The 21267-nt window shown below is 62.2% G+C and carries 19 protein-coding genes; 10 read left to right on the top strand and 9 right to left on the bottom strand.

From position 1 onward, the window contains the following. Nucleotides 1-41: 41 nt before the first annotated feature. The 9 genes from AC2YI2_RS33335 to AC2YI2_RS33295 all read right to left on the bottom strand — a co-directional run bounded on the left by AC2YI2_RS33335 (nucleotide 42) and on the right by AC2YI2_RS33295 (nucleotide 9370). Nucleotides 42-1352, bottom strand: coding sequence for a TRAP transporter large permease (locus AC2YI2_RS33335; protein ID WP_487390831.1), 1311 nt, complete (start codon nucleotides 1350-1352; stop codon nucleotides 42-44). Next, nucleotides 1349-1885: a TRAP transporter small permease gene (locus AC2YI2_RS33330; protein ID WP_487390830.1), complete on the bottom strand. Its 537-nt coding sequence runs from the start codon at nucleotides 1883-1885 to the stop codon at nucleotides 1349-1351. The genes AC2YI2_RS33335 and AC2YI2_RS33330 overlap by 4 nt, the downstream gene beginning before the upstream one ends. A 34-nt stretch (nucleotides 1886-1919) precedes the next feature. After that, complete coding sequence (locus AC2YI2_RS33325; protein ID WP_487390829.1) at nucleotides 1920-2954, bottom strand: TRAP transporter substrate-binding protein; 1035 nt, start codon at nucleotides 2952-2954, stop codon at nucleotides 1920-1922. A gap of 455 nt (nucleotides 2955-3409) precedes the next feature. After that, nucleotides 3410-3568, bottom strand: coding sequence for a hypothetical protein (locus tag AC2YI2_RS33320; protein WP_487390828.1), 159 nt, complete (start codon nucleotides 3566-3568; stop codon nucleotides 3410-3412). A 152-nt stretch (nucleotides 3569-3720) separates the two neighbouring features. After that, nucleotides 3721-4782, bottom strand: a complete 1062-nt coding sequence (locus tag AC2YI2_RS33315) for an ABC transporter ATP-binding protein (RefSeq protein WP_487390827.1) — start codon at nucleotides 4780-4782, stop codon at nucleotides 3721-3723. A 9-nt stretch (nucleotides 4783-4791) separates the two neighbouring features. Further along, the gene (locus AC2YI2_RS33310) at nucleotides 4792-6306 is read right to left on the bottom strand and encodes a DUF5060 domain-containing protein (RefSeq protein ID WP_487390826.1); all 1515 of its coding nucleotides are present in this window, start codon (nucleotides 6304-6306) and stop codon (nucleotides 4792-4794) included. Next, on the bottom strand, nucleotides 6303-7169 hold the full coding sequence (locus AC2YI2_RS33305; protein ID WP_487390825.1) for a carbohydrate ABC transporter permease: 867 nt from the start codon (nucleotides 7167-7169) through the stop codon (nucleotides 6303-6305). The genes AC2YI2_RS33310 and AC2YI2_RS33305 overlap by 4 nt, the downstream gene beginning before the upstream one ends. Beyond that, entirely contained in the window at nucleotides 7166-8065 is a 900-nt protein-coding gene (locus AC2YI2_RS33300) for a carbohydrate ABC transporter permease (RefSeq protein WP_487390824.1), read from the bottom strand. Before AC2YI2_RS33300 ends, AC2YI2_RS33305 begins: the two co-directional genes overlap by 4 nt. Nucleotides 8066-8122: 57 nt before the next feature. Beyond that, complete coding sequence (locus AC2YI2_RS33295) at nucleotides 8123-9370, bottom strand: ABC transporter substrate-binding protein (protein ID WP_487390823.1); 1248 nt, start codon at nucleotides 9368-9370, stop codon at nucleotides 8123-8125. A 236-nt stretch (nucleotides 9371-9606) separates the two neighbouring features. On the opposite strand from AC2YI2_RS33295, the gene AC2YI2_RS33290 reads away from it, so the two are divergent. From AC2YI2_RS33290 to AC2YI2_RS33245, 10 genes are all read left to right on the top strand, one after another. After that, complete coding sequence (locus AC2YI2_RS33290) at nucleotides 9607-10821, top strand: ROK family protein (protein WP_487390822.1); 1215 nt, start codon at nucleotides 9607-9609, stop codon at nucleotides 10819-10821. A gap of 476 nt (nucleotides 10822-11297) precedes the next feature. Beyond that, nucleotides 11298-12458 (top strand): MHYT domain-containing protein, encoded by a 1161-nt coding sequence (locus tag AC2YI2_RS33285; RefSeq protein ID WP_487390821.1) that lies wholly within the window; start codon nucleotides 11298-11300, stop codon nucleotides 12456-12458. 165 nt (nucleotides 12459-12623) lie between these two features. Next, nucleotides 12624-13487 (top strand): FAD binding domain-containing protein, encoded by an 864-nt coding sequence (locus tag AC2YI2_RS33280; protein ID WP_487390820.1) that lies wholly within the window; start codon nucleotides 12624-12626, stop codon nucleotides 13485-13487. A 10-nt stretch (nucleotides 13488-13497) separates the two neighbouring features. Continuing rightward, on the top strand, nucleotides 13498-13998 hold the full coding sequence (locus AC2YI2_RS33275; protein WP_487390819.1) for a (2Fe-2S)-binding protein: 501 nt from the start codon (nucleotides 13498-13500) through the stop codon (nucleotides 13996-13998). Beyond that, nucleotides 13995-16415: an aerobic carbon-monoxide dehydrogenase large subunit gene (locus AC2YI2_RS33270; RefSeq protein ID WP_487390818.1), complete on the top strand. Its 2421-nt coding sequence runs from the start codon at nucleotides 13995-13997 to the stop codon at nucleotides 16413-16415. Before AC2YI2_RS33275 ends, AC2YI2_RS33270 begins: the two co-directional genes overlap by 4 nt. 279 nt (nucleotides 16416-16694) lie before the next feature. Beyond that, nucleotides 16695-17573, top strand: a complete 879-nt coding sequence (locus AC2YI2_RS33265; protein WP_487390817.1) for an AAA family ATPase — start codon at nucleotides 16695-16697, stop codon at nucleotides 17571-17573. Beyond that, nucleotides 17570-18775 (top strand): vWA domain-containing protein, encoded by a 1206-nt coding sequence (locus AC2YI2_RS33260; RefSeq protein WP_487390816.1) that lies wholly within the window; start codon nucleotides 17570-17572, stop codon nucleotides 18773-18775. Before AC2YI2_RS33265 ends, AC2YI2_RS33260 begins: the two co-directional genes overlap by 4 nt. A gap of 8 nt (nucleotides 18776-18783) precedes the next feature. Then, nucleotides 18784-19620, top strand: a complete 837-nt coding sequence (locus AC2YI2_RS33255) for an XdhC family protein (protein WP_487390815.1) — start codon at nucleotides 18784-18786, stop codon at nucleotides 19618-19620. A 17-nt stretch (nucleotides 19621-19637) separates the two neighbouring features. After that, nucleotides 19638-20096 carry an SRPBCC family protein gene (locus tag AC2YI2_RS33250; RefSeq protein ID WP_487390814.1) on the top strand — a complete coding sequence of 153 codons (459 nt, stop codon included), beginning with the start codon at nucleotides 19638-19640 and terminating at the stop codon, nucleotides 20094-20096. A gap of 310 nt (nucleotides 20097-20406) precedes the next feature. Beyond that, a complete protein-coding gene (locus AC2YI2_RS33245; protein ID WP_487390813.1) occupies nucleotides 20407-21105 on the top strand; it encodes a GntR family transcriptional regulator in 699 nt (232 codons plus the stop codon). Nucleotides 21106-21267: the final 162 nt, after the last annotated feature.

Genomic DNA, 21267 nt, shown 5'->3' with positions numbered 1-21267 from the left:
AAAAATCTGCCAAAGTAGTGCTAGGTTCCTCAGATCTTCAATCAGATCAGGAACACGCTGATAATGGGGAATGCCGTCAGGAGTGTGATACGAAGCAGGTCCGCACCGACGAACCATATGATCGCCCGATAGGTCTCGCGGATTGGCACCTCCTTGGCCATCGCGGCTATGATGAAAAGATTGAGGCCCACGGGTGGCGTGATCAGGCCAATCTCCGCCACCATCAGCACCAGGATACCGAACCAGATTGCAAAATGCTCCGGCGAGAGGCCGAAATCCATCGCGGTGACGATCGGGAAGAAGATCGGCACCGTGAGCACGATCATCGAAAGCGAGTCCATGACGCAGCCGAAGATGATGTAGAGGACCAGGATGATGATCATGACCGTCATCGGCGCGAAGCCCTGGGCGGTCACCCATTCGGCGCCGACCTGGGGCAGACGCGAGAAGGCAAGGAAGGAATTGAACACCGTCGCGCCGAGCACGATGAAGAAGATCATGCCGGTCGAAACCGCCGTTTCCTTGAGGCATTGGAAAAGCGCGCCCTTGGCGAGCCCGCCGTTCAGCCAGGCGATCAGGCCGGTGCCGACCGCGCCGACGGCTGCTGCCTGTGTGGGCGTGAACCAGCCGAGATAGATGCCGCCGACCACCAGCAGGAAGATGAGCAGAACGGGCCAAACCGCAACCAGCGGCTGGACGCGATCAGCCCAGGGCAGCCTTGCGACGGTCCCGGCCGAGCCCGGGTTGAGGCGGACATAGATCGCAATGACGGTCAGGTAGGAAAGTGCGGCGATTATCCCGGGCACAAAGGCTGCAAGGAAAAGCTTTGCGATATTCTGCTCGGTGAGGATCGCATAGAGCACCAGCACCACGGAGGGCGGGATCAGGATGCCGAGGGTGCCGCCCGCTGCCAGCGTGGCGGTCGCGAGACCGCCGGCATAGCCGTTGCGGCGAAGTTCCGGCAGAGCGACCTGCGCCATGGTCGCCGCCGTGGCGAGCGAGGAGCCGCAGATCGATCCGAAGCCCGCGCAGGCGCCGACGGCGGCCATGGCGACGCCGCCCTTTCGGTGGCCAAGGAAGGCCGAGGCCGCATTGAACAGGGCTTGGCTCAGGCCGCCGCGTGCTGCGAATTGGCCCATTAGCAGGAAGAGCGGGATGATCGACAGCGAATAGTTCGCGTTCGTGTTCCAGGGCACCGCCTTCAACTGGTTGAAGATGATCATCCATTTGCCGGTCACCAGCCAGGTGCCGATGATGCCGGTGCCGAGCATGGCGGCCGCGATCGGGATCCGGAGGAAGATCAGGAAAATCAAGACTGGAAAGGACCAAAGGCCGATTTCGATATTGCTCATCCGTGGCCCCCGAGCGGCAATTCGACGTCGATGCCACGCCTGATATCGTGGATGTCGGCATAGACCGTCCAACCGCTGACCACGAGATTGATGACGAGCAGGATCATGGCCGCGGCAAAACCCCACCAGATTGGAATGAAGAGGATCGGCGTGAACTCTCCGTTGCGGAACTTGTCGAGCGTGCCGATCCAGTGCCGCCATGTCAGGAGCGCGAAGAGCACGGTGATGATGACGTCACCGATCAACTGCGTCCAGTTGATTGCCTTGTGCCCCAGCATGCCGATGAAGAGATCGACCCCGACATGGCCCTTGTGGAGCTGGCAGTAGGGCAGGAAGGCGAAAACCGCCAGACCGCACAGGATCTCGACCACTTCGATCTCGCCCGGCAGCGGCTTGTAGGTCAGACTGCCGGCGATGGAGATGCCCGTGAGCACAGAGGCCGCCACGAGGCAGAGGCCTCCGACGATGGCGACCCATTCGGCGAGCTTGTGTATCGTCCGTCCGGCGGTGCCGGAGGAAGCAGTGTTTTGCATCGAACTCTCCCCCGGGATCGCCTGGTGTTTCGCGTTATTGGTTGTATTTGTCGATCAGGGCAACAGCGTCGTTGAACAGGGTGGTTCCATCCAGGCCCTTGCCATTCATGTCCTCGATCCAGGCCGTCGTAACCGTCTCCGAAAGTGTCTTCCACTTCTCGGTTTCGGCTTCATCGAGCATGATGATCTTGTTGCCGGCGTCCTCGGCGATCTTCTTGCCGCGCACGTCGCCTTCATCCATGGCGATGCCGAACTTCCTGGCCAGCTCCATGCCGGAATTCTTGTCGATCACCTGCTTGAGATCGTCGGGCAACGCATCATAGGCATCCTTGTTCATGGCAAACAGGAAGGTTGCCGTGTAGAGGCCCTTGTCGCCGCTGAAGCCGGTGTGATTGGGCGCGAGCTCGGCAATCTTGATGGCAGGCGTCACCTCCCAAGGAACGACCGAGCCGTCGATCACGCTCTTGGACAGCGCTTCCGGCACTGCGGTGACCGGCATGCCGACAGGCGAAGCGCCCATGGCCTCGAGCAAGGCGTTGACGACTTTCGAGGTGCCGCGCAGCTTAAGACCGCTCATGTCCTCGACACTGTTGATCGGCTTGCTTGCAATCGTGTGGATCAGCCCCGGGCCGTGCGTATGAACGGCGAGTACGTGGTAGTCGGCGAACTCGTCCTTCAGATGCTTTTCATAATATTCGTAAAACGCCTGCGAACTCTTCTCTGCCGTGGTGATCATGAAGGGCAGCTCGAATGCTTCGGTCTTGGGGAAGCGGCCTGGCGTGTAACCGATGACCGTCCAAACGAGATCGACGACACCGTCGCGCGCCTGATCGACCAAGTCGGCGGGCTTGCCGCCAAGCTGCATGGCCGGATAAAGCTCGACCTCGATACGGCCGCCTGAATCCTTCTTGATCTGCTCCGCCCAGGGCGTCAGCACCTTCGACGGAATCGTTGCTTGCGGCGGCAGCATCTGGTGCAGCTTGAGCGTCACGTCTGCGGCCAGCGCGGCCCCACCGGTAACGAGCAGCGTGAATGCGGACAAACCGGCCAAAACGAACTTTTTCAACATTGGCTCTCCTCCTCGATCGCCTTTGGCTCGCTCGGGTGTCGCGCTTCCTCCCGACGCCCTTCGAGCGACTGGATACTTTCAAATTGCGAGTGCAGGTTCAAATAAAATAATGCGGTCCAATCATAACGAAATGGTTATGTTTTGGCGGCATTCCACAGAAACTCGATTACATCTCAGGCACGCATCCATGTGGTCCAAGCGCCGTGCATCTTCTTGCCATCCGGATACGGTTCCGAATTGTTTGGCACCCGGTCTGTTCCCAATCAAGAGGTGCGGTCACGAATGGCGGCATCGGCTGGTCGGCATCCGGCCAACGGACGCCTGATGTTCCGCCCAGTGAAGCTCCTAGAGGCCGGACGCCGCTCAGGAAAGCGTTTCGCGGCACCCCAACAGCCTGAGGAACCAAGCGGTTGAGCGGGTCGACACCGGCGAGCTGCCGCATGCTTCCCCCCTCATCACCGGTCTTCGGCAACCAGCGACGACACGATGATGAAGAGCGCGGCCATCAGGGGTCCGATGACGTTGGCTTCGTCGTGGCATTCTATGTTGTTCTTGTCGCCGCTGTCATGGTGACAAGAGATGAAGAAGGCGAACCGGCCATAGGGAACGTCCACGTCTAGCTTGGCGTCTTTGCTGCAAAGTCGGGTTCGAATGCAAACGCAATACGTCCAGCAAAACTTTAGACTTCGGTAACGGAACTCACGGATTTCCTGACCGCGCTCGACGTTCGCAGGGTCTTGATGGGAATCGAACCGCCGACATAGCTTTATTCTGAGACCGCAATGCGCACACCGCTCGCTCGGTCGAACAGATGCGCGTGCTCGGAGGCTAGCGACACCATGAGCTGGCTGCCTGGCTGTATCTCCAGCCGTTCCTTGGATACAATTGTGATCTCATGTCGCGCCAGGCGCACAGTGACATGCGTTTCAGATCCCGTTGGTTCAACCACCAAGACTTCCGCAGGTACCGCATCCGCGCCGCCGATGGAGATATGGTCGGGCCGGATCCCGTAGGAAATGTCGGTACCCGGGGCGACGCTCTCTTTGCCGGCCACAGTCACGATGCCCGCTACCAGGATTCCCGTCTCCGTCGCCCGTGCCGGCAGAATGTTCATTGCCGGACTGCCCATGAAGGTGGCAACGAAGAGATTTGCCGGCCTGTCGTAGAGTTCGAGCGGCGTGCCGATCTGCTCGACGCGGCCGGCATTCATCACCACGATCTTGTCGGCCATGGTCATCGCCTCGATCTGGTCATGCGTGACATAGACGATCGTCGACTTCAGCCGCTGGTGCAGCGCCTTGATCTCGGCACGCATCTTTACACGCAGCTTGGCATCGAGGTTCGACAATGGTTCGTCGAACAGGAAGACCTTAGGGTGGCGCACGATGGCGCGGCCCATCGCGACCCGCTGACGCTGGCCGCCCGACAACTGCGCCGGCTTGCGGTCGAGCAGCGGGGTGAGCGACAAGATATCGGCTGCCTTCTCCACCTCCGCCTTAATCTCGGCCCTGGCTCGGCCGGCGAGTTCGAGCGCGAAGCCCATGTTCTGGGCGACAGTCATCTGCGGGTAGAGCGCGTAATTCTGGAACACCATGGCGATGTCGCGGTCCTTGGGTTCGAGATCGTTGACCCGCCTTCCGTCGATCGCGATGTCACCCGCCGTGACGGTCTCGAGCCCTGCGATCATACGGAGCAGTGTGGACTTGCCGCAGCCTGAGGGGCCGACGAGGATGACGAATTCGCCGTCGGCGATCGGAACATCGACGCCGTGCATGACGGGCACCGCACCAAAGGACTTCTTCACGTTGGAGATTTCGACGGACGCCATGATGTTACCTCAGTCGAGTTTGCGCACGCGCAGTGCAAGATAGGGCTTGCCCGGCAGTTCGACGCCGAAGGCGGCATCGGCCTTGCCGCCGCGGATCACGCTGCCATGCCGCTGCGGATGCGGCACAAAGGCATCGATCCGCTTGGCCGGCGTCACCGTCATCGCCCAGGTGTCGATGAGGTCGACCTCGTAGGACCCATTCTCGGTCGGCAGGCCGGTGGTCCACTGGGTCGGCTGGTGCTCGCCGAAATAGAGGAAGCTCACCTTGCCGCCGAGATCATGCGCGCCGGATATGCGGCTCCAGGGCCACTGGTCGTTCATGCCGATCGGTTCGAGGCCCTGCAGGCCGTCTTCCTGCATCAGCTCAAGGAGGAATTTTATCCGCTTCCAGCTCTCGCCATGCAGCGTGCCGCCCTTGGCCCACCAGATCAGATCGCCGGGGTCGACATAGGTCTCGCCGTGGCCGGCATACCCGCCGCGCGTGAGCGTGATCCAGAAGCGGTGCACCAGCTCCTCGGCGCTGATATTGCCCCAGTTATAGACGATGTTGCCTTCATATTCCGGCTCGTCGTTGACCACCGGCTTGCCATAGGCGAGGCGCCATTCCGGCGTGCGCTTCACATCCCAGTTCTGAATGCAGACATGGGTGATCCAGGGCTTGCGGTGATCGAAATTCATGTTCTGGTCGCCATTGTGGATCGACCGGAGATGCTGGGCGGGATCGTTTTCCTCAAGGATATGGCAGAAGCGATCCCAGGTCTGGACCGGGATCGTGTCGAGCAGGAAATCATATTCATTGGCCATCGCCCACCAGACATTGCGGAAGGCGGAGAGCCGCGCGGCGGCATATTCGACATAGCGCAGGTTCTGCGCCTCGCTCATCGTCGCGTAACCCCAGCGGTCATAGGGGTGGAACAGGATCAGGTCGGCCTCGATGCCGAGTTCGCCCAACCGGGCGATCTGCTTTTCCAGATGGCGGAAGGCTTCCGGATTGGGACGATCGAAGTCGATGCCGCCTTCTGCTTTCTCGGTGAAGATCGGCTGCAGCGGCTCGTTGGTGTTGAAGGGGTAATCCTTCGGGAACACGGCCATGCGGATCTTGTTGAACCCGCTCTTCTTCAGGCTTTCCAGCGTCTCTTCCTGCATCTCCAGCGGTTGGTGCGTCCAAGCATAGCAGGTCGTGCCGAAGGGATAGTAGGGCTTGCCGTCGTCATAGGCGAAGTGGAAGCGGTTGCGCACGCGTACCGGTCCATGCACGCCGCCCCGCGCCGGGGTGACTGTCAACTTGCCCGACTTGCCATCGAGGGCCGGCGCCGACGACGTCGTCGTGAACGTCCACTCCCCCACCATGTCCGGCATGAAGCGGATTACATAATCATCGCCGCCATCATAAAACCCCGTGACCCGAACCGAGCGATTGCCCTGGCTGAAATGCGCATGAAAGGTGACATCGAGATAGGGATTGCCGTCGGACGGACCTTTGAAGCGGACTTCGCAGATGTCGTAGAGATGGGTCATTGTCATTCCTTGACCGCCCCGGTCGTGAGGCCGGCGACGAAATAGCGTTGGAACATGAGATAGACGATGGCCGCCGGGAGCACGGTCATGATGATGGCGGCGTTGAGCTCGCCGTAATTGCGCGAGAACTGGCCCTGGAAATTCATCAGTCCGAGCGGCAGCGTCCACATGTCGGGGTCCTGCAGGATGACGAGCGCCATGGCGAACTCGTTCCAGGTGGCGACGAAATCCAGGATCAGTAGCGCCGAGAGCACCGGCAGTGACACCGGCAGGAAGATCCGGCGGAAGACCGTGAAATGCGAGGCGCCGTCGATGCGCGCGGCTTCGGAAAGCTCCTTCGGCACGGCGGAGAAGAAGCCGTAGAGAATGAAAACCTGATAGGGGATGCCGAAAGCGAGATAGGGCAGGATGATGCCGGGATAGGTGTTGATCAGGCCGAAGGCATTCACCTGCCGGAAGATCGGCGCCAGCATGACCTGGAAGGGCAGCATCGTACCGAAGACGAAAAGCGCGAACAGTGCCTTGTTGATCCGCATCGGCACCTTGGCCAGCGCGTAGGCCGCCATCGCGGAGATGAAGAGACCGAGCGGCACCTTGATGACCGTGATGACGATGCCGTTGAAGGCCGTTGTCGAGAAATTGCCGCGCTGCCATGCGGAGGCGTAGTTCGAAACTGCGAACTCTTCCGGCAGGTTGAAGGCGCTGGAACCCATCACTTCAGCTGTCGATTTCAGCGACGTGAAGACGATGAAGACGAAGGGTGCGATCCAGATGATGGCCAGCAGGATCAGCGAGATCCAGAGCGCGACGAGCACGGGGTCGATCTTGTTGGAGCCGATCGGGCGGAAGGCCTGGGCGAACAGGTTCATCGGCCCATCTCCTCGCGGCGGAACATCCAGCGCATGTAGGGAATGACGATCACCAGCGTGATCAGCAGCAGCACGACCGAGACGGCGGCGCCGCGGCCGAAGACGCCGAGCTGCATGGATTGCGTATAGGCCCACATGGCCAGCATCTGCGTCGACTGGGCTGGACCGCCGCCGGTCATGCCGTAGACGATGTCGAAGGCCTTCAGCGAATTGATCAGCGACAGCACGAAGACGATGGTGATGGTCGGCCCCAGCGCCGGTAGCGTGACGTAGCGGAAGACGCCCCAGCGTCCGGCGCCGTCGATCCGCGCGGCCTCGATCAGGGTGATCGAGACGCTCTGCAGGCCGGCGAGGAACAGCACCATGGAGAAACCGACCGTCTGCCACGCATGGGCGACGAAGACCGACCAGAGCGCCACCTTCCGGTCGCCGAGCCAGTCGAGGATCAGTCCGTCGAGCCCCCAGCTCATCAGCAGGCCGTTGAACAGGCCGAAGAACGGGTCATACATCCACTTCCAGATCGTGGCGACAGCGATCGAGGCGATGATGACGGGAAGGTAGAAGACGACCCGCAGGCTCGAACGCCCGGGAAGGTTCTGGTTGAGCGCCAGCGCCAGGCCGAAGCTGATCAGGTTGGGAATGACGACAGCCAGCGCCGTCCACCAGATCGTGTTCCAGAGCGCCCCCCAGAAGACCGGGTCCTGGGTCAGGATCGCGCGGTAGTTCGCGAGCCCGACGAATTTCGCCTCCGGGCTCAACCCGTTCCATGACGAGAAGGACATGCGGATCACGTCGATCATCGGGTAGACGGCGAACAGGAGATAGACGATCAGCGCGGGTGCCAGGAGGAAATAGCCCTCCATGCCGGCCCGCAGGGGCGGCTGCTGCTTGGACATGAGATCACCAAAGTCGTGGTTGGGCCCCCGGCTTGGCCGGGGACCCGCCCTGGGAGGTTAGCCTCTGTTGGCGATGAAGGTCTGCATGGCCTTGCCGGCATCCTCGGGCTTGATGTTGCCCGAGGCCACTTCGTTGATGACGCGGAAATATTCCGTCGTCACGTCGAGCGGGAAGGCCTGGTCGCCATTCATGAAGATCTTCGTATACTTGGCGAAGATGTCCATCCATTTCTGGTCCAGCGGATCGACCTTGTCATATTTGACATTGGCGTTGATCGAGATCGAGCCGAAGGCGCCGAGGTTGTCCTGCTGAGCCTTGTCCGACAGCATGAAATCCAGGAACTTCGCCGCGTCATCGGCCTGCGTGCTCTTGGACGAGACGTAGAGATATTCGGCGAAGCCATAGAGCCGGTCGGTGCCCGTCGGGAACGGGAAGATGTCGTAATCTGCGATCTTGCCGGCGTCGCGAAGCTGCCCGACCAGCCAGTCGCCCTCCAGCATCATCGCGGCGCGGCCGGCGAGGAACAGGCTGAAACTCTGGTTGTTGTCGATACCCATGAAGGGCTTCAGGATATAGTTCTGCGACCAGTCGTTCAGCTCGACGAAGCTCGCCGTCGCGCAGGGCTCGGTCGACCAGTCGAGTTTCATGTCCATCAACTGGTCGTGCTTGTCGGCACCGCATTTGGCCTCGAGGATCACGTCCATCAGGCGCATCAGGTGCCAATTGACCGTGCCGCCGAAGGTCATCGCCGGGATGCCGGCTTCCTTCAGCTTGGCCGCCGTCGCCTTCAGCTCGTCATAGCTTTTGGGTAGCTCGCTGATACCGGCCTTCTCGAACAGCGCCTTGTTATAATAGAGCGCCTCGCCATGGAAGGTGTAGGGTACGCCGTGCAGGCCGGGCGGATAGATCTTGGAGAAGCTCGCAGCCGTTCCGACGAGCCGGTCATCCCAGCCATATTGCTTATAATAGTCATCCAGCGGCTTCGAGAGGCCCGCCTTGACGAACTCGCCGCCGAGGCCGAGGCCGGCCCACATGAAATAGATATCCGGGCCTTCGCTCGATTGCGCCGCGACGCGCAGCGCCGCCTTGTGTTCATCGACCGAGCGGCCTTCGCGCGAGATGGTAATGCCAGGATTGGCTGCCTCGAATTCCTTGATGATCTTGTCCCAGGCCACATTCGCGGAATTGTTGTCGAATGTGAGCGTCCAGATCTTCACCTCGCCGGCAGTGGCGGGGCTTGCCGCGATTGCCGCGGACATTGCCAGCGCCGACAGCGTGGCGGAAACCAGTTTCCGAATTGTCATGAATGCCTCCCTCATGCGGTCCTCACCGCTGCGGGCAATCAACCAAAGTCGAAACCATCCGTCAATTACTTTGTTCGATTTTGAAAATAATATACGGCAATTCGGCGATTAACTCTCAGACATATGTTCATAATGGCGAAAATTCATGCTGCAAGTGCGAGGACATTTGCATATTTGAAAAAAGTTGACAGCGCCTTGGGTTCGGGCAAGAAAGTACGGGATCAGAGGCAAGCCCCATGCAAAACATCAAGGATCTTTTTCTCGATCAGGAATCGCCTGCCGGACGTCTGGTGCGGGCGATGGCGGCCTTGGGGGCTGCCACGGCCGGCCAGCTCGTCAAGTCTACGGGTATCGGACGCTCAACGGTTTCGACCCTGTTGAGCGAGCTTCGCGATGCCGAGATCGTCATCGATGTCGAGGTGAAATCCACCGGCTTCGGCCGCCCATCGCAGTTGCTGTCGCTCAATCCCGCATCGGGCCGCTGTGCCGGCGTGTTGCTGGGCCTCGGCGAAATCCGCATCGTCATCTGCGATCTCACCCATGCCGTGCTGTCCGATGTCTGGCTGCCCATTCACCGCGACTACACGCCCGAGGAAGCGGCGGACCAGATCCGTGACACCCTGACCAGGCAATGCGCCGCGCTCGGCCAGTCGATCCCCGATCTGCTCGGCGTCGGCCTCGCGATATCAGCGCCGCTCAGCTATGACGGCAAGGTCATGAACGGCGATGTCCTGCCCACCTGGGGCGGCGTGGATCTGGCGGAGATCTTCTCGACCCGCATCGACTGTCCGCTTCATGCCGAGAACGAAAGCCATTGCGGGGCGCTCGCAGAAATGACCTGGGGTGCGGCGATCGGCGAGAAGGATTTCGTGCTCTACAAGTTCGACCTCGGCGTCGGCGGCGCGATCGTGCGCGATGGTGTGGTTCAGCGCGGCTTCAACGGCAGCGCTGCCGAATTCGGCCATATCGTGCTGGACCCCAATGGCAGTCTCTGCCGCTGCGGCAATCGCGGCTGCCTCACGACTTTCGTCGGCAGCTATCATCTGATGAAGCATGCCGAGGAATTCAGCGGCCATCCCGTGACCATCGACCAGTTCATCGAACGCGCCCGCGAGGGCCGTCTCGGCTACCGGCGGCTAATCGAGGATGCCGCCGAGAAGGCAGGATGGGGCATGGGCATGACCGCTACCATCCTCAACCCGCCACTGTTTATCATCGTGGGCAAATTAGCAACGGTTGGCGACGCCTTCGTCGAGCGGCTGAAATCCAGTTTCGAACGCCACACGCTGCCGCCGCCCGATAGCGGGCAACATCCGCGGCCGCGCTTCGTCATCGGCAAATTCCTGGCCAACGACGACACGGTGATGGGCGCGGTCGCGCTCGTCCTGCACCAGCACGGGCGCATCGCCGGACATGCTTCCGGACGACTGCGCGGGCGATCGGCCGCGTAATCTCCAAGGGTATCATAGAGGAAATGCGCACCCACTGAGTGGAAACGAGGAAATGGCATTCGAACAGGGCCCCTTTTGTTCCTCGAAGCCCAGGAGAACATCGCAATAACGACTTTCCGCCGACACACACGGGCGACCCCCGATGCTTCGCGTGCCTGTGAAAACCGCGTCCCTGCCAGGAAGAATTCGGTGCCCCCCCCTTCCTTGCACCCGTTGATCCGCAGCGACTTTTCTGCAGTTACAACCGCATTTTGCATCTGGAAACTCTAATAGGAAACAGTCGCCAGAATTCAGAACTACCTGTTCGGCCTGCCAGTCAATTGGACACGGCACGCTGGAAGGGGCGATGCAATTGTCCGTGAGCGGGCACCGGCAGCCCCTTATCGCGCTGTTCGATGCTTGCCAGCCCGTCACCTTGGCCTATATTCTCTCTTCGGAGGAGACGCCCTGTTATTGCACGGGGCGATACGTGCAAGATGCTGGCAGGCCACAATCCTTATCTCGTGACGCTCTCGGTGGCGGTCGCGGTCCTGGGCGGCTATACCGGTCTCGGGCTCGCTGCCCGCATCGTCGGCAAGTCCGGGCTACAGCGTCGTGGCCTCCTCGTAGGCGCCGCGGCCTTCCTCTCCATCGGCATTTGGACCATGCATTTCGTCGGCATGCTGGCCGCACCGCTTCCCCCGGATGCAGTTTATCTTGTGCTGCCGACGATCATATCCTACCTGATCTGTGCGCTGGTGGTCGGCGTCTCGGTGTTCTTCGTCATCGGCAGCCGGCCGGGCACGTTCGGAATCGTGGTGTCAGCATTTTTGCTCGGGACCGGCATATGTTCCATGCACTATGTCGGCATCCACGGCCTCGCCGGACATTTCGCCATACGTCATGACCTGCCGGTGATCGCGCTGTCTGTGCTGATTGCGATCGCCACGGCCTATGGGGCGCTTAGGATATTCCTCGCGCCGCAGGTTGGCCTTCGCCTCGCCATCGGCGCACTCGCTTTCGGCGTTGCCGTCTCGGGCATGCATTATACCGCCATGGCCGGGATGCAGTTCGTACCGCCAGCGGCCGGCCATGATATGTCGGCAATGGCGGCGGGCCTGCAGGTCAGCCCACAGATCGTGTCGCTGATTGTCGCCTGTCTCTGTTTTCTTATCGCCGCCGGCTTCCTGCTGTTCCTGTTGCCCGAGCAATGGGGCCAGGCCGAACCCGTCCCGCTGCTTGTCGCCGCCAACGGCGTGGTGCTGGAACATTCGCCGATGGATACTTTGCCTGCGCCCGACAAGGTCCAGCGTATCCCCGTGCAGAGCGGCAGCGCCACCCAGTTCGTCAATCTCGGCGATGTCCGCTCGGTCAGGGCCGATGCGCACTATACCTGGGTTCATGACGGCAGCCGCGAGCGCATGTGCAGTTGGTCGATTTCGGAGGCGGAAACATCACTCGATCCCGCAATCTTCTTCCGTGTCCACCGCAGCCATATCGTTGCCATGCCGCATGTCACCCTGATGCGCAAGGAAGGCGACGGCGCGGTGATCGAGGTCGACGGACCCAATCCGCATCTCGTTCCGGTCAGCCGGACCCGCGTGGCCGAAGTGAAGGCAAGGCTCGGCCTCGCGCGGCGCCATCCGGCACGCGGATAGGTAAACCTGCCTGACGCAGTTCGTGCGCGGAAATGCGCATTTCGTGCGAATAACCCCATTTCGTGCCGGTATCTCCGCCGTTGCCTTGCACGGGCACCAAACCGGACACAGGCTTCCTCCATCGCCGCGTCGGGAGCGTGGCTCATGCGTCGTCTGGAGGAGAAGATGATACCCGGAACTTTCGACTATCACCGGCCGTCGAGCGTCGCAGACGCCGTCAGGCTGCTCGCCGAACTCGGCGAGGAAGCGCTGCCGCTCGCCGGCGGCCACAGCCTGATACCGATGATGAAACTGCGTATGGCGACGCCGGAACATCTGGTCGACCTGCATGCGATTTCGGCGCTCAAGGGCATACGCCGCGAGGCCGGCACCATCGTCATCGGCGCCATGACCACCCAGCACGACCTGATGCAGTCGGGCGACATCGCCTCATCCCTGCCCATCCTGATCGAGACGGCCAAGCTGATCGCCGATCCGCAGGTGCGCTATCGCGGCACGATCGGCGGCAATGTCGCCAATGGCGATCCAGGCAACGACCTGCCGGCGCTGATGATGGTGCTCGGCGCGACCTATCGGCTCGAAGGCCCGTCCGGCAGCCGTGATGTCGCCGCGCGCGACTTCTATCAGGGCGCCTTTTTCACAGCGCTCCAAGCGGGCGAGATCCTGACGGCGATCACGCTGCCCATACCGCCATCCGGCCATGGCTACGCCTATGAGAAGCTCAAGCGCAAGGTCGGCGACTATGCGACGGCGGCCGCCGCCGTGGTGCTGACCATGGCCGGCGGCAATGTCGCGAGCTGTTCCATCGGACTGACCAATCTCGCCGATACGTCGCGACTCGCGGAGGCGGCGGCGGCCTCGCTTGTCGGATCCAGTCCCGACGACGCGGCCATCGCAAGAGCCGCCGATCTCGCCCGCTCGGTGATGGCGCCCGCGGCCGATGCCCGTGGCCCGGTCGATTACAAAATCCATGTCGGCGGCATCATGGTCGCCCGCGCGATTCAGCGCGCCGCCGCCCGCGCGGCCTGAGGAGGAACCAATGGCAAAGACCCATATCACGATGACGGTCAATGGCGAGGCGGTCGAGGGGCTGGCCGAGCCGCGCCTGCTGCTCGTCCACTTCATCCGGGAGAATCTCGGCCTGACAGGCGCCCATATCGGCTGCGACACCTCGCATTGCGGTGCCTGCACGGTCGATATCGACGGCATGTCGATCAAGAGCTGCACCATGTTCGCGGTCCAGGCCGAGGGCTCCAGCATCACCACGATCGAGGGAGTGGCCAATGCCGACGGCACGCTGTCGGCCCTGCAGGAGGGCTTCCGGCAGATGCACGGCCTGCAATGCGGCTTCTGCACGCCGGGCATGATCCTGCGTGCCCACCGGCTGCTGCAGGAGAACCCGGATCCGACCGAGGCGGAGATCCGCATGGGGATTTCAGGCAATCTCTGTCGCTGCACCGGCTACCAGAACATCGTCAAGGCGATCCAGCACGCGGCCGCCAAGATCAACGGCACCGAATTCAAGGAGGCAGCGGAATGAACGACATGACCCCCACGCGGGAACAACGGGAAGCCCGCCTTGAAGGCATGGGATGCAAGCGCAAGCGGGTCGAGGATGTCCGCTTCACCCAGGGCAAGGGCAACTATGTCGACGACGTCAAGCTGCCCGGCATGCTGCATGGCGATTTCGTCCGTTCGCCCTATGCGCATGCGCGCATCACCTCGATCAACACCGAAAAGGCGCTGAAAGTGCCCGGCGTGCTCGCGGTCATCACGGCGGAGACGCTGAAGACCGTCAACCTCGCCTGGATGCCGACGCTTGCCGGCGACGTGCAGATGGTGCTGGCCGACGGCAAGGTGCTGTTCCAGAACCAGGAAGTCGCCTTCGTCGTCGCCACCGACCGTTACGCCGCCGATGACGGCATCGCCGCCGTCGAGGTCGAGTACGAGGCCCTTCCGGTGATTGTCGATCCATTTCATGCGATGGATGCCGATGCCATCGTGCTGCGCGAGGATCTCGCCGGCAAGACATCAGGCGCCCATGGGCCGCGCAAGCACCATAACCACGTCTTCGAATGGGTGGTGGGCGACAAGGACCTGACCGACGCCGCCTTCCGCAATGCGGACGTGTCGATCAAGGAGATGATCTCCTATCACCGCGTGCATCCGTCGCCGCTCGAGACCTGCCAGTGCGTCTGCTCCTTCGACAAGATCAAGGGCGAGCTGACGATCTGGGGCACCTTCCAGGCACCGCATGTCATCCGCACCGTCGTGGCGCTGATTTCCAAGATCCCCGAGCACAAGATCCACGTCATCGCGCCCGATATAGGCGGCGGCTTCGGCAACAAAGTCGGGGCCTATCCGGGATACATCTGTTCAGCCGTGGCGAGCATCGTCACCGGCAAACCGGTGAAATGGGTCGAGGACCGGATGGAGAATCTGACCTCCACCTCTTTTGCCCGCGACTACCACATGACGACGGAAATTGCCGCGACCAAAGAGGGCAAGGTCACGGGCCTGCGCGTCCATGTGCTCGCCGACCATGGCGCCTTCGATGCCTGCGCCGACCCGTCGAAATGGCCGGCCGGGTTCATGAACATCGTCACGGGGTCCTACGACTTCCCCGTCGCACATCTCGCCGTCGACGGTGTCTATACCAACAAGGCACCGGGCGGCGTCGCCTATCGCTGCTCGTTCCGGGTGACGGAGGCTGCCTATTGCATCGAGCGCGGCATGGATATTCTCGCGCAGAAGCTCGGCATGGATCCCGTCGAACTGAGGATGAAGAACTTCATCAAGGCCGAGCAGTTCCCCTATCACTCGGCGCTCGGCTGGGAATATGACTCGGGCGACTATCACACCGCCATGACGAAGGCGATCGAAACGGTCGACTATGCCGGGCTGCGTCGCGAACAGGCCGCCAAGCGCAAGGCTTTCAAGCGTGGCGAGACCCGCGACATCATGGGCATCGGCGTCTCGTTCTTCACCGAGATCGTCGGCGCCGGGCCGTCGAAGAACTGCGACATTCTTGGCATTGCCATGTTCGACTCCTGCGAGATCCGGCTCCATCCCACCGGCGCTGGTATTGCGCGCGTCGGCTCCAAGAGCCAGGGCCAGGGTCATGAAACGACCTGGGCGCAGATCATCGCCACCGAGATCGGCATTCCCGCCGACGACATCATGGTCGAGGAAGGCAATACCGACACTGCACCCTACGGCCTCGGCACCTATGGCTCGCGCTCGACGCCGGTCGCGGGTGCCGCGATCGCAATGGCGGCGCGCAAGATCAAGGCAAAGGCGCAGATGATCGCCGCCTATCTGCTCGAAGTCCACGAAGGCGACCTCGAATGGGACATTGACGGCTTCCGGGTGAAAGGCCTTCCCGAAAAATTCAAGTCGATGAAGGAGCTGTGCTGGGCGGCCTACAATTCCGTGCCGCCGGGCATGGAACCGGGTCTGGAAGCGGTGAGCTACTACGACCCGCCCAACATGACCTATCCGTTCGGCGCCTATATCTGCGTGATGGACATCGACGTCGATACCGGCGTTTCCAAGACGCGCCGCTTCTACGCGTTGGACGATTGCGGCACCCGCATCAACCCGATGATCATCGAGGGACAGGTGCATGGCGGGCTGACCGAAGCCTTCGCCATCGCCATGGGCCAGGAGATCAGCTACGACGCGGCGGGCAATGTGATGGGCGGGTCCTTCATGGATTTCTTCATCCCGACGGCAGTCGAGACCCCGCATTGGGAAACCGACTTCACGGTCACGCCCTCGCCGCATCACCCGATCGGCGCCAAAGGCGTCGGCGAGAGCCCGAATGTCGGCGGCGTGCCGGCCTTCTCCAACGCGGTCAACGACGCCTTCGCCTTCCTCGGGTCGACCCATATCCAGATGCCGCACGACCATTGGCGCACCTGGCGGGCGGCGCAGAAGCTGGGCGTGGCGGCGTAAGGGTGGGCGTTCGGTGATGTATGCGTTCGGCCCCTCATCTGCCTGTGTGCTTGGCACCCTTATCCCCGTCAAACGGGGAGAAGGGACTTGTAGCATCGCCGGCGCTTCTGGGCTCCCTCTTCTCCCCTCGGGGAGAAGTGCCGAGCGTATGCGAGGCGATGAGGGGGCTTCGCGGCACGCCATATTGTGCTTCGCACCCCCCTCATCCGACCCTTCGGGCCACCTTATCCCCGCTGGGGAGAAGAGGGAGTGTGCGTCCACGGACAGCGGGCCTCAATCATGACCACCCTTGTCCGCCCCGAGATCGCAACCCGCCTCACCGCCGCCGGCTACATTGCCGACAGCGAACTGGTCACCGCGATCCAGATCATGCAGATGCTCGGCCGGCCGCTGCTGCTCGAAGGCGAGGCGGGTGTCGGCAAGACTGCGGTCGCTTCGGCGCTGGCAGCCGTCCACGGAACGGAGCTCATCCGGCTGCAATGCTACGAGGGGCTCGACCAGTCGGCCGCGCTCTATGAGTGGAACTACCAGCGCCAGCTTCTCGCCATCGAGGCCGGGCGCGGCCGCGATGCCGATGCGTTGGAAGAGCAGGTGTTTTCGGAAAAATACCTTCTCGAACGGCCGTTGCTGGCCGCGATCCGCCGGCCGAAGCCGCCGGTGCTGCTGATCGACGAGGTCGATCGTGCCGACGAGGAATTCGAGGCCTTCCTTCTCGAAGTGCTGTCGGAATTCCAGGTGACGATCCCGGAATTGGGCACGATCCGGGCGACTTCGATCCCCCATGTCGTGCTGACCTCGAACGGCACGCGCGAACTTTCCGACGCGCTGAGGCGGCGCTGCCTCTATCATTATGTCGACTATCCCGACGTCGACCGCGAGGCCCGCATCATCATGGCGCGGCTCGCGAACGCCGGCGCGTCGCTATCGCTTGCGATCGCCCGCATGGTCGAGGCGATCCGCAAGGAGGACCTGCGCAAGGTGCCTGGCATTGCCGAAACGCTCGATTGGGCGGCGGCCCTGACCGGCCTCGGCGTCGAGGTGCTGGGCAATTCGCCCGAGATCGTCCACGAGACGCTGATGTGCCTGCTCAAGACGCATGAGGACAAGGCGCGCGTCACGCCCGAAGTGACCGCCCGGCTGTTGGGGAGGGTTGGATGAACTGCTGCGGCACCCCTCTAACCCCCGAGGAATCGGACGATGTCGGCCGGTTGATGGCGAACAAACTCTCGGCCTTCGTCGCCACGCTGCGTGACAATGCCTTTGCTGTTGGCCTGCGGGAGGCACAGGATGCAGCGCTGCTGATGGCGCGCGGCTTCGCGGACAAGCCGGCACAGCTACGCTCGGCCTTCAAGCATCTCTTCACCGCCCGGCGAGACGAATGGGACAGGTTCGACGGCCTCTTCGATGCCTTCTGGCTGAACAAGCGCGTCCGGCAGCGCAGCACCGCATCGGGCAATGCGGGTCCCCAGGCCAATCCAGCGCTCAAGGGCTTGTCGGATACCAAATCCGCGAGCGCCGGCCAGAACGTCAGCGACCAGGTCCCCTCGAGCGACGAGGCCGACAGCGACGCCGGCGATATCGGCCGGATGGAGGGCGCCTCAGTGATCGAGACGATCGGCCAGACCGACTTCCGCAAGCTGTCCGACCCGGCCGAGGTCGCCAAAGCACATGAGATCGCCGCCCGTCTGGCACGGGCGATGCGGACCCGGCTGACCCGGCGTGAGCGCGCGAGACGCAAGGGCTACCGACTGGACATGCGTCGTACCATTCATGCCAATGTCAGCCATGGCGGCATACCGATCGACCTCGTCATGCGGCGGCGCAAGACCAAGCCGCTCCGGCTCGTCGTGCTGCTCGACGCCTCGGGTTCGATGCAGGCCTATACCGGCGTGTTTCTGCGCTTCATCCACGGCGTGCTCGACGAATTCCGCGAGGCCGAGGCCTTCCTGTTCGACACCAGGCTGGCGCATGTCTCGTCCGCGATGCGCGAGCGCGATCCGGCGCGCGCGCTCGACCGGCTCGGACTGATGGCGCAGGGCGCCGGTGGCGGCACGCGGATCGGCGAAAGCCTCGAGACCTTCAATCGCTGGCACGCCGCCCGCGTGATCCATTCCCGCACCTGCGTGATGATCGTCTCAGACGGCTACGAGACCGGCGATGCGAGCGCACTCGGCCATGAAATGGCTGCGCTGGCGCGGCGATGCCGTCGGATCGTCTGGCTCAATCCGATGATGGGCTGGGACGGCTACGCGCCGCTCGCGGCCGGGATACAGGCAGCCCTGCCGCATGTCGATCTGCATGCCCCGGCCAACACGCTTCAATCCCTGGCCGCGCTCGAACCGTATCTTGCGAGACTGTGAGGAACACCATGACCGTGCATGTCGATGTCATGGACATCATGTCGAAGATGCGATCGGCGGAAGAGAGTTTTGCAGTTGCTACCGTCGTCCGTACCGTCTCGGTCACCGCCGCCAAGGCCGGCGCCAAGGGCATCATAAAGCCTGATGGCACCATCATTGCCGGTTGGATCGGCGGTGGCTGCGCCCGGGCCGCTGTGCTGAAGGCCGCGCGCGAAGCGCTGGCTGACGGCCAGCCACGGCTGGTCTCGATCCAGCCCGAGGACCTGATGGCCGACCAGGGCCTCGGCCAGGGCGAGGAACGCGACGGCGTGACCTTCTTCGTCAACGGCTGTCCGAGCAAGGGCACGATGGACATCTTCGTCGAACCGGTCCTGCCGCGGCCGGCGCTGATCATTCTCGGCGCGAGCCCGGTGGCGCTGGCGCTCGCCGCGCTCGGCCGGCAGTTCGGTTATCATGTCGAGGTTGGGGCGCCGCGCGGCGACATCGCCGAGGCTCCGGATTGCGACAGGCTGACCGACGGCTTCGCCATCGATCCACCCGAACACGGTCGGCGCTATGTCGTGGTCTCGACCCAGGGACGCGGCGATCACGCGGCGCTGGAGGCTGCCCTCGCGCTCGAGGCGGACTATTACGGTTTCGTCGGCAGCCGCAGGAAATTTGGTGCACTCAGCGAGAAGTTTGCCTCGAGTGACGCCGTCCCGAAGCGTCTCGACGCGGTGAAGGCCCCGGCGGGCCTTGATATTGGCGGCATTGCGCCCGATGAGATCGCATTGTCGATCCTCGCCGAAATCGTCGCTGTCAGGCGTGGCAGGCAGCGGGCGGACGCAGCCCGGACAAAAGACTGAAAGCAGGAGAAAACGACATGGACATGAGCGGCAGCGAGACCATCAATGCACCGGTGGATGTGGTCTGGAAGGGTCTCAACGACCCCGACATCCTGCGCCAGTGCATCCCCGGCTGTGAGACGCTGGACAAGACATCCGACACCGAGATGACGGCGACTGTCGTCCTCAAAGTCGGGCCAGTCAAGGCGCGCTTCGAGGGCGCGGTGCAGCTTTCCAATCTCAACCCGCCGAACTCCTATACGATATCGGGCGAAGGCAAGGGCGGCATGGTCGGCTTCGCCAAGGGCGGCGCCGACGTCTCGCTTGCGGCCCAGCCGGACGGCACCACGCTCTTGACCTATTCCGTCAAGGCCGATGTCGGCGGCAAGATTGCCCAGCTCGGCGCGCGGCTGATCGACTCGACGGCTAAGAAACTGGCAGAGCAGTTCTTCTCGAGCTTCGGCGCGAGAGTCTCGGAAGCCGCGCTGTCGGCGTAACTGACCACCCAGTGGCCGTACCGGCGCGCAGCGTTCGCCACCACTGCGATGGCTGGAGGCCGACATAACGCGCGTAGGCATTGAGACTGTGGTTGAAACGGTCGAAGAGGAGCCCGAGCCGCACTGTAAACTTGACGCTTCGAAGGGACCGTGGTGCAGGGATGAGATCCTATCTGCATTTATCCCTGCAGCTATTAGAAGGGCATTTTTCGCGCCGTCGAAGCGACCCGGTCTTTCCAAAACCTTGAAGCCTTGTTGTATTCAACATCCCGCGATAACGTATACCAGTGTCAATTGTTCGCGAAGCATAATGTCATCCAATTCCGATCGGGTAGAAGTCGCCCTTCGCACGCTTCGGCAGGCGATCATCGAACAGGCGTTAAAGGCTGGAACCAAGCTGCCGGAAGACGAGATCGGCCGCCATTTTTCGATGAGCCGTACCCTGGTGCGGGCTGTGCTTGCCAAACTACAGGCCCAAGGCCTGGTCGACACCTATCACAAGCGCACGGCAACCGTCGCCCAGCCGAGCCTCGAGGAGGCGCGCGACGCCTTCGCCGTACGCCGCGCGCTTGAGCGGGAGGTGATTAAGGCGGTTGTGAAACGCTGGAGCCCGTCGGTCGAAAAGGTGCTCCGCGACCATGTGCAGGAGGAAGAGGCGGCCCATGCCAAGGGCGATGTGCGCCTCTCGACCCGGCTCGCCGGCGAATTCCACCTCAAGCTCGCCGACCTCTCCGGCAATGCGCTGCTCGAGCGCTATCTCGCCGAGTTGGTCTCCCGCTGTTCGCTGATCCTTGCCATGTACAGCCGCCCGCATTCGAGCGAATGCGCGATCAGCGAGCATTCAGGGCTCATCGCCGCGCTGAAGAAGGGCGACCTGGCATCGGCCGAGCATCTGATGGACGAGCATCTCTCGTCGGTTGAGAGCCGTGCGTTGTTCGAGGAAGAATTGGCAGCAGAGCCGGACCTCGGCTCGATCCTCTCGCGCTTTGGCGCACGCACATCGGGGTGATCTGCCGCTTTTTCAATCAAGTATACAAGATTTTGCATTTTAAGTAGACGAGAGATTGCCGACAACTGCGGTGACGGGCATTGCGTCGGCCATCTGACATGCACCGTAGCAAGTTTTATTTCAACGAATCCATGGAGCTAGATGGTCTGGCGTTCGGTCGTA

The sequence above is a fragment of the Rhizobium sp. SRI_017 genome, assembly GCF_057586295.1.
The sequence above is the reverse complement of the archived record's forward strand: the minus strand, read 5'-3'. Positions and strand labels throughout refer to the sequence as shown.

What these genes read in the sequence shown, in the direction of transcription:
- AC2YI2_RS33335 (WP_487390831.1), bottom strand. Translation starts at nt 1,352, where the DNA reads ATGAGCAATATCGAAATCGGCCTTTGGTCCTTTCCAGTCTTGATTTTC.
- AC2YI2_RS33330 (WP_487390830.1), bottom strand. Translation starts at nt 1,885, where the DNA reads ATGCAAAACACTGCTTCCTCCGGCACCGCCGGACGGACGATACACAAG.
- AC2YI2_RS33325 (WP_487390829.1), bottom strand. Translation starts at nt 2,954, where the DNA reads ATGTTGAAAAAGTTCGTTTTGGCCGGTTTGTCCGCATTCACGCTGCTC.
- AC2YI2_RS33315 (WP_487390827.1), bottom strand. Translation starts at nt 4,782, where the DNA reads ATGGCGTCCGTCGAAATCTCCAACGTGAAGAAGTCCTTTGGTGCGGTG.
- AC2YI2_RS33310 (WP_487390826.1), bottom strand. Translation starts at nt 6,306, where the DNA reads ATGACAATGACCCATCTCTACGACATCTGCGAAGTCCGCTTCAAAGGT.
- AC2YI2_RS33305 (WP_487390825.1), bottom strand. Translation starts at nt 7,169, where the DNA reads ATGAACCTGTTCGCCCAGGCCTTCCGCCCGATCGGCTCCAACAAGATC.
- AC2YI2_RS33300 (WP_487390824.1), bottom strand. Translation starts at nt 8,065, where the DNA reads ATGTCCAAGCAGCAGCCGCCCCTGCGGGCCGGCATGGAGGGCTATTTC.
- AC2YI2_RS33295 (WP_487390823.1), bottom strand. Translation starts at nt 9,370, where the DNA reads ATGACAATTCGGAAACTGGTTTCCGCCACGCTGTCGGCGCTGGCAATG.
- AC2YI2_RS33290 (WP_487390822.1), top strand. Translation starts at nt 9,607, where the DNA reads ATGCAAAACATCAAGGATCTTTTTCTCGATCAGGAATCGCCTGCCGGA.
- AC2YI2_RS33285 (WP_487390821.1), top strand. Translation starts at nt 11,298, where the DNA reads ATGCTGGCAGGCCACAATCCTTATCTCGTGACGCTCTCGGTGGCGGTC.
- AC2YI2_RS33280 (WP_487390820.1), top strand. Translation starts at nt 12,624, where the DNA reads ATGATACCCGGAACTTTCGACTATCACCGGCCGTCGAGCGTCGCAGAC.
- AC2YI2_RS33275 (WP_487390819.1), top strand. Translation starts at nt 13,498, where the DNA reads ATGGCAAAGACCCATATCACGATGACGGTCAATGGCGAGGCGGTCGAG.
- AC2YI2_RS33270 (WP_487390818.1), top strand. Translation starts at nt 13,995, where the DNA reads ATGAACGACATGACCCCCACGCGGGAACAACGGGAAGCCCGCCTTGAA.
- AC2YI2_RS33265 (WP_487390817.1), top strand. Translation starts at nt 16,695, where the DNA reads ATGACCACCCTTGTCCGCCCCGAGATCGCAACCCGCCTCACCGCCGCC.
- AC2YI2_RS33260 (WP_487390816.1), top strand. Translation starts at nt 17,570, where the DNA reads ATGAACTGCTGCGGCACCCCTCTAACCCCCGAGGAATCGGACGATGTC.
- AC2YI2_RS33255 (WP_487390815.1), top strand. Translation starts at nt 18,784, where the DNA reads ATGACCGTGCATGTCGATGTCATGGACATCATGTCGAAGATGCGATCG.
- AC2YI2_RS33250 (WP_487390814.1), top strand. Translation starts at nt 19,638, where the DNA reads ATGGACATGAGCGGCAGCGAGACCATCAATGCACCGGTGGATGTGGTC.
- AC2YI2_RS33245 (WP_487390813.1), top strand. Translation starts at nt 20,407, where the DNA reads ATGTCATCCAATTCCGATCGGGTAGAAGTCGCCCTTCGCACGCTTCGG.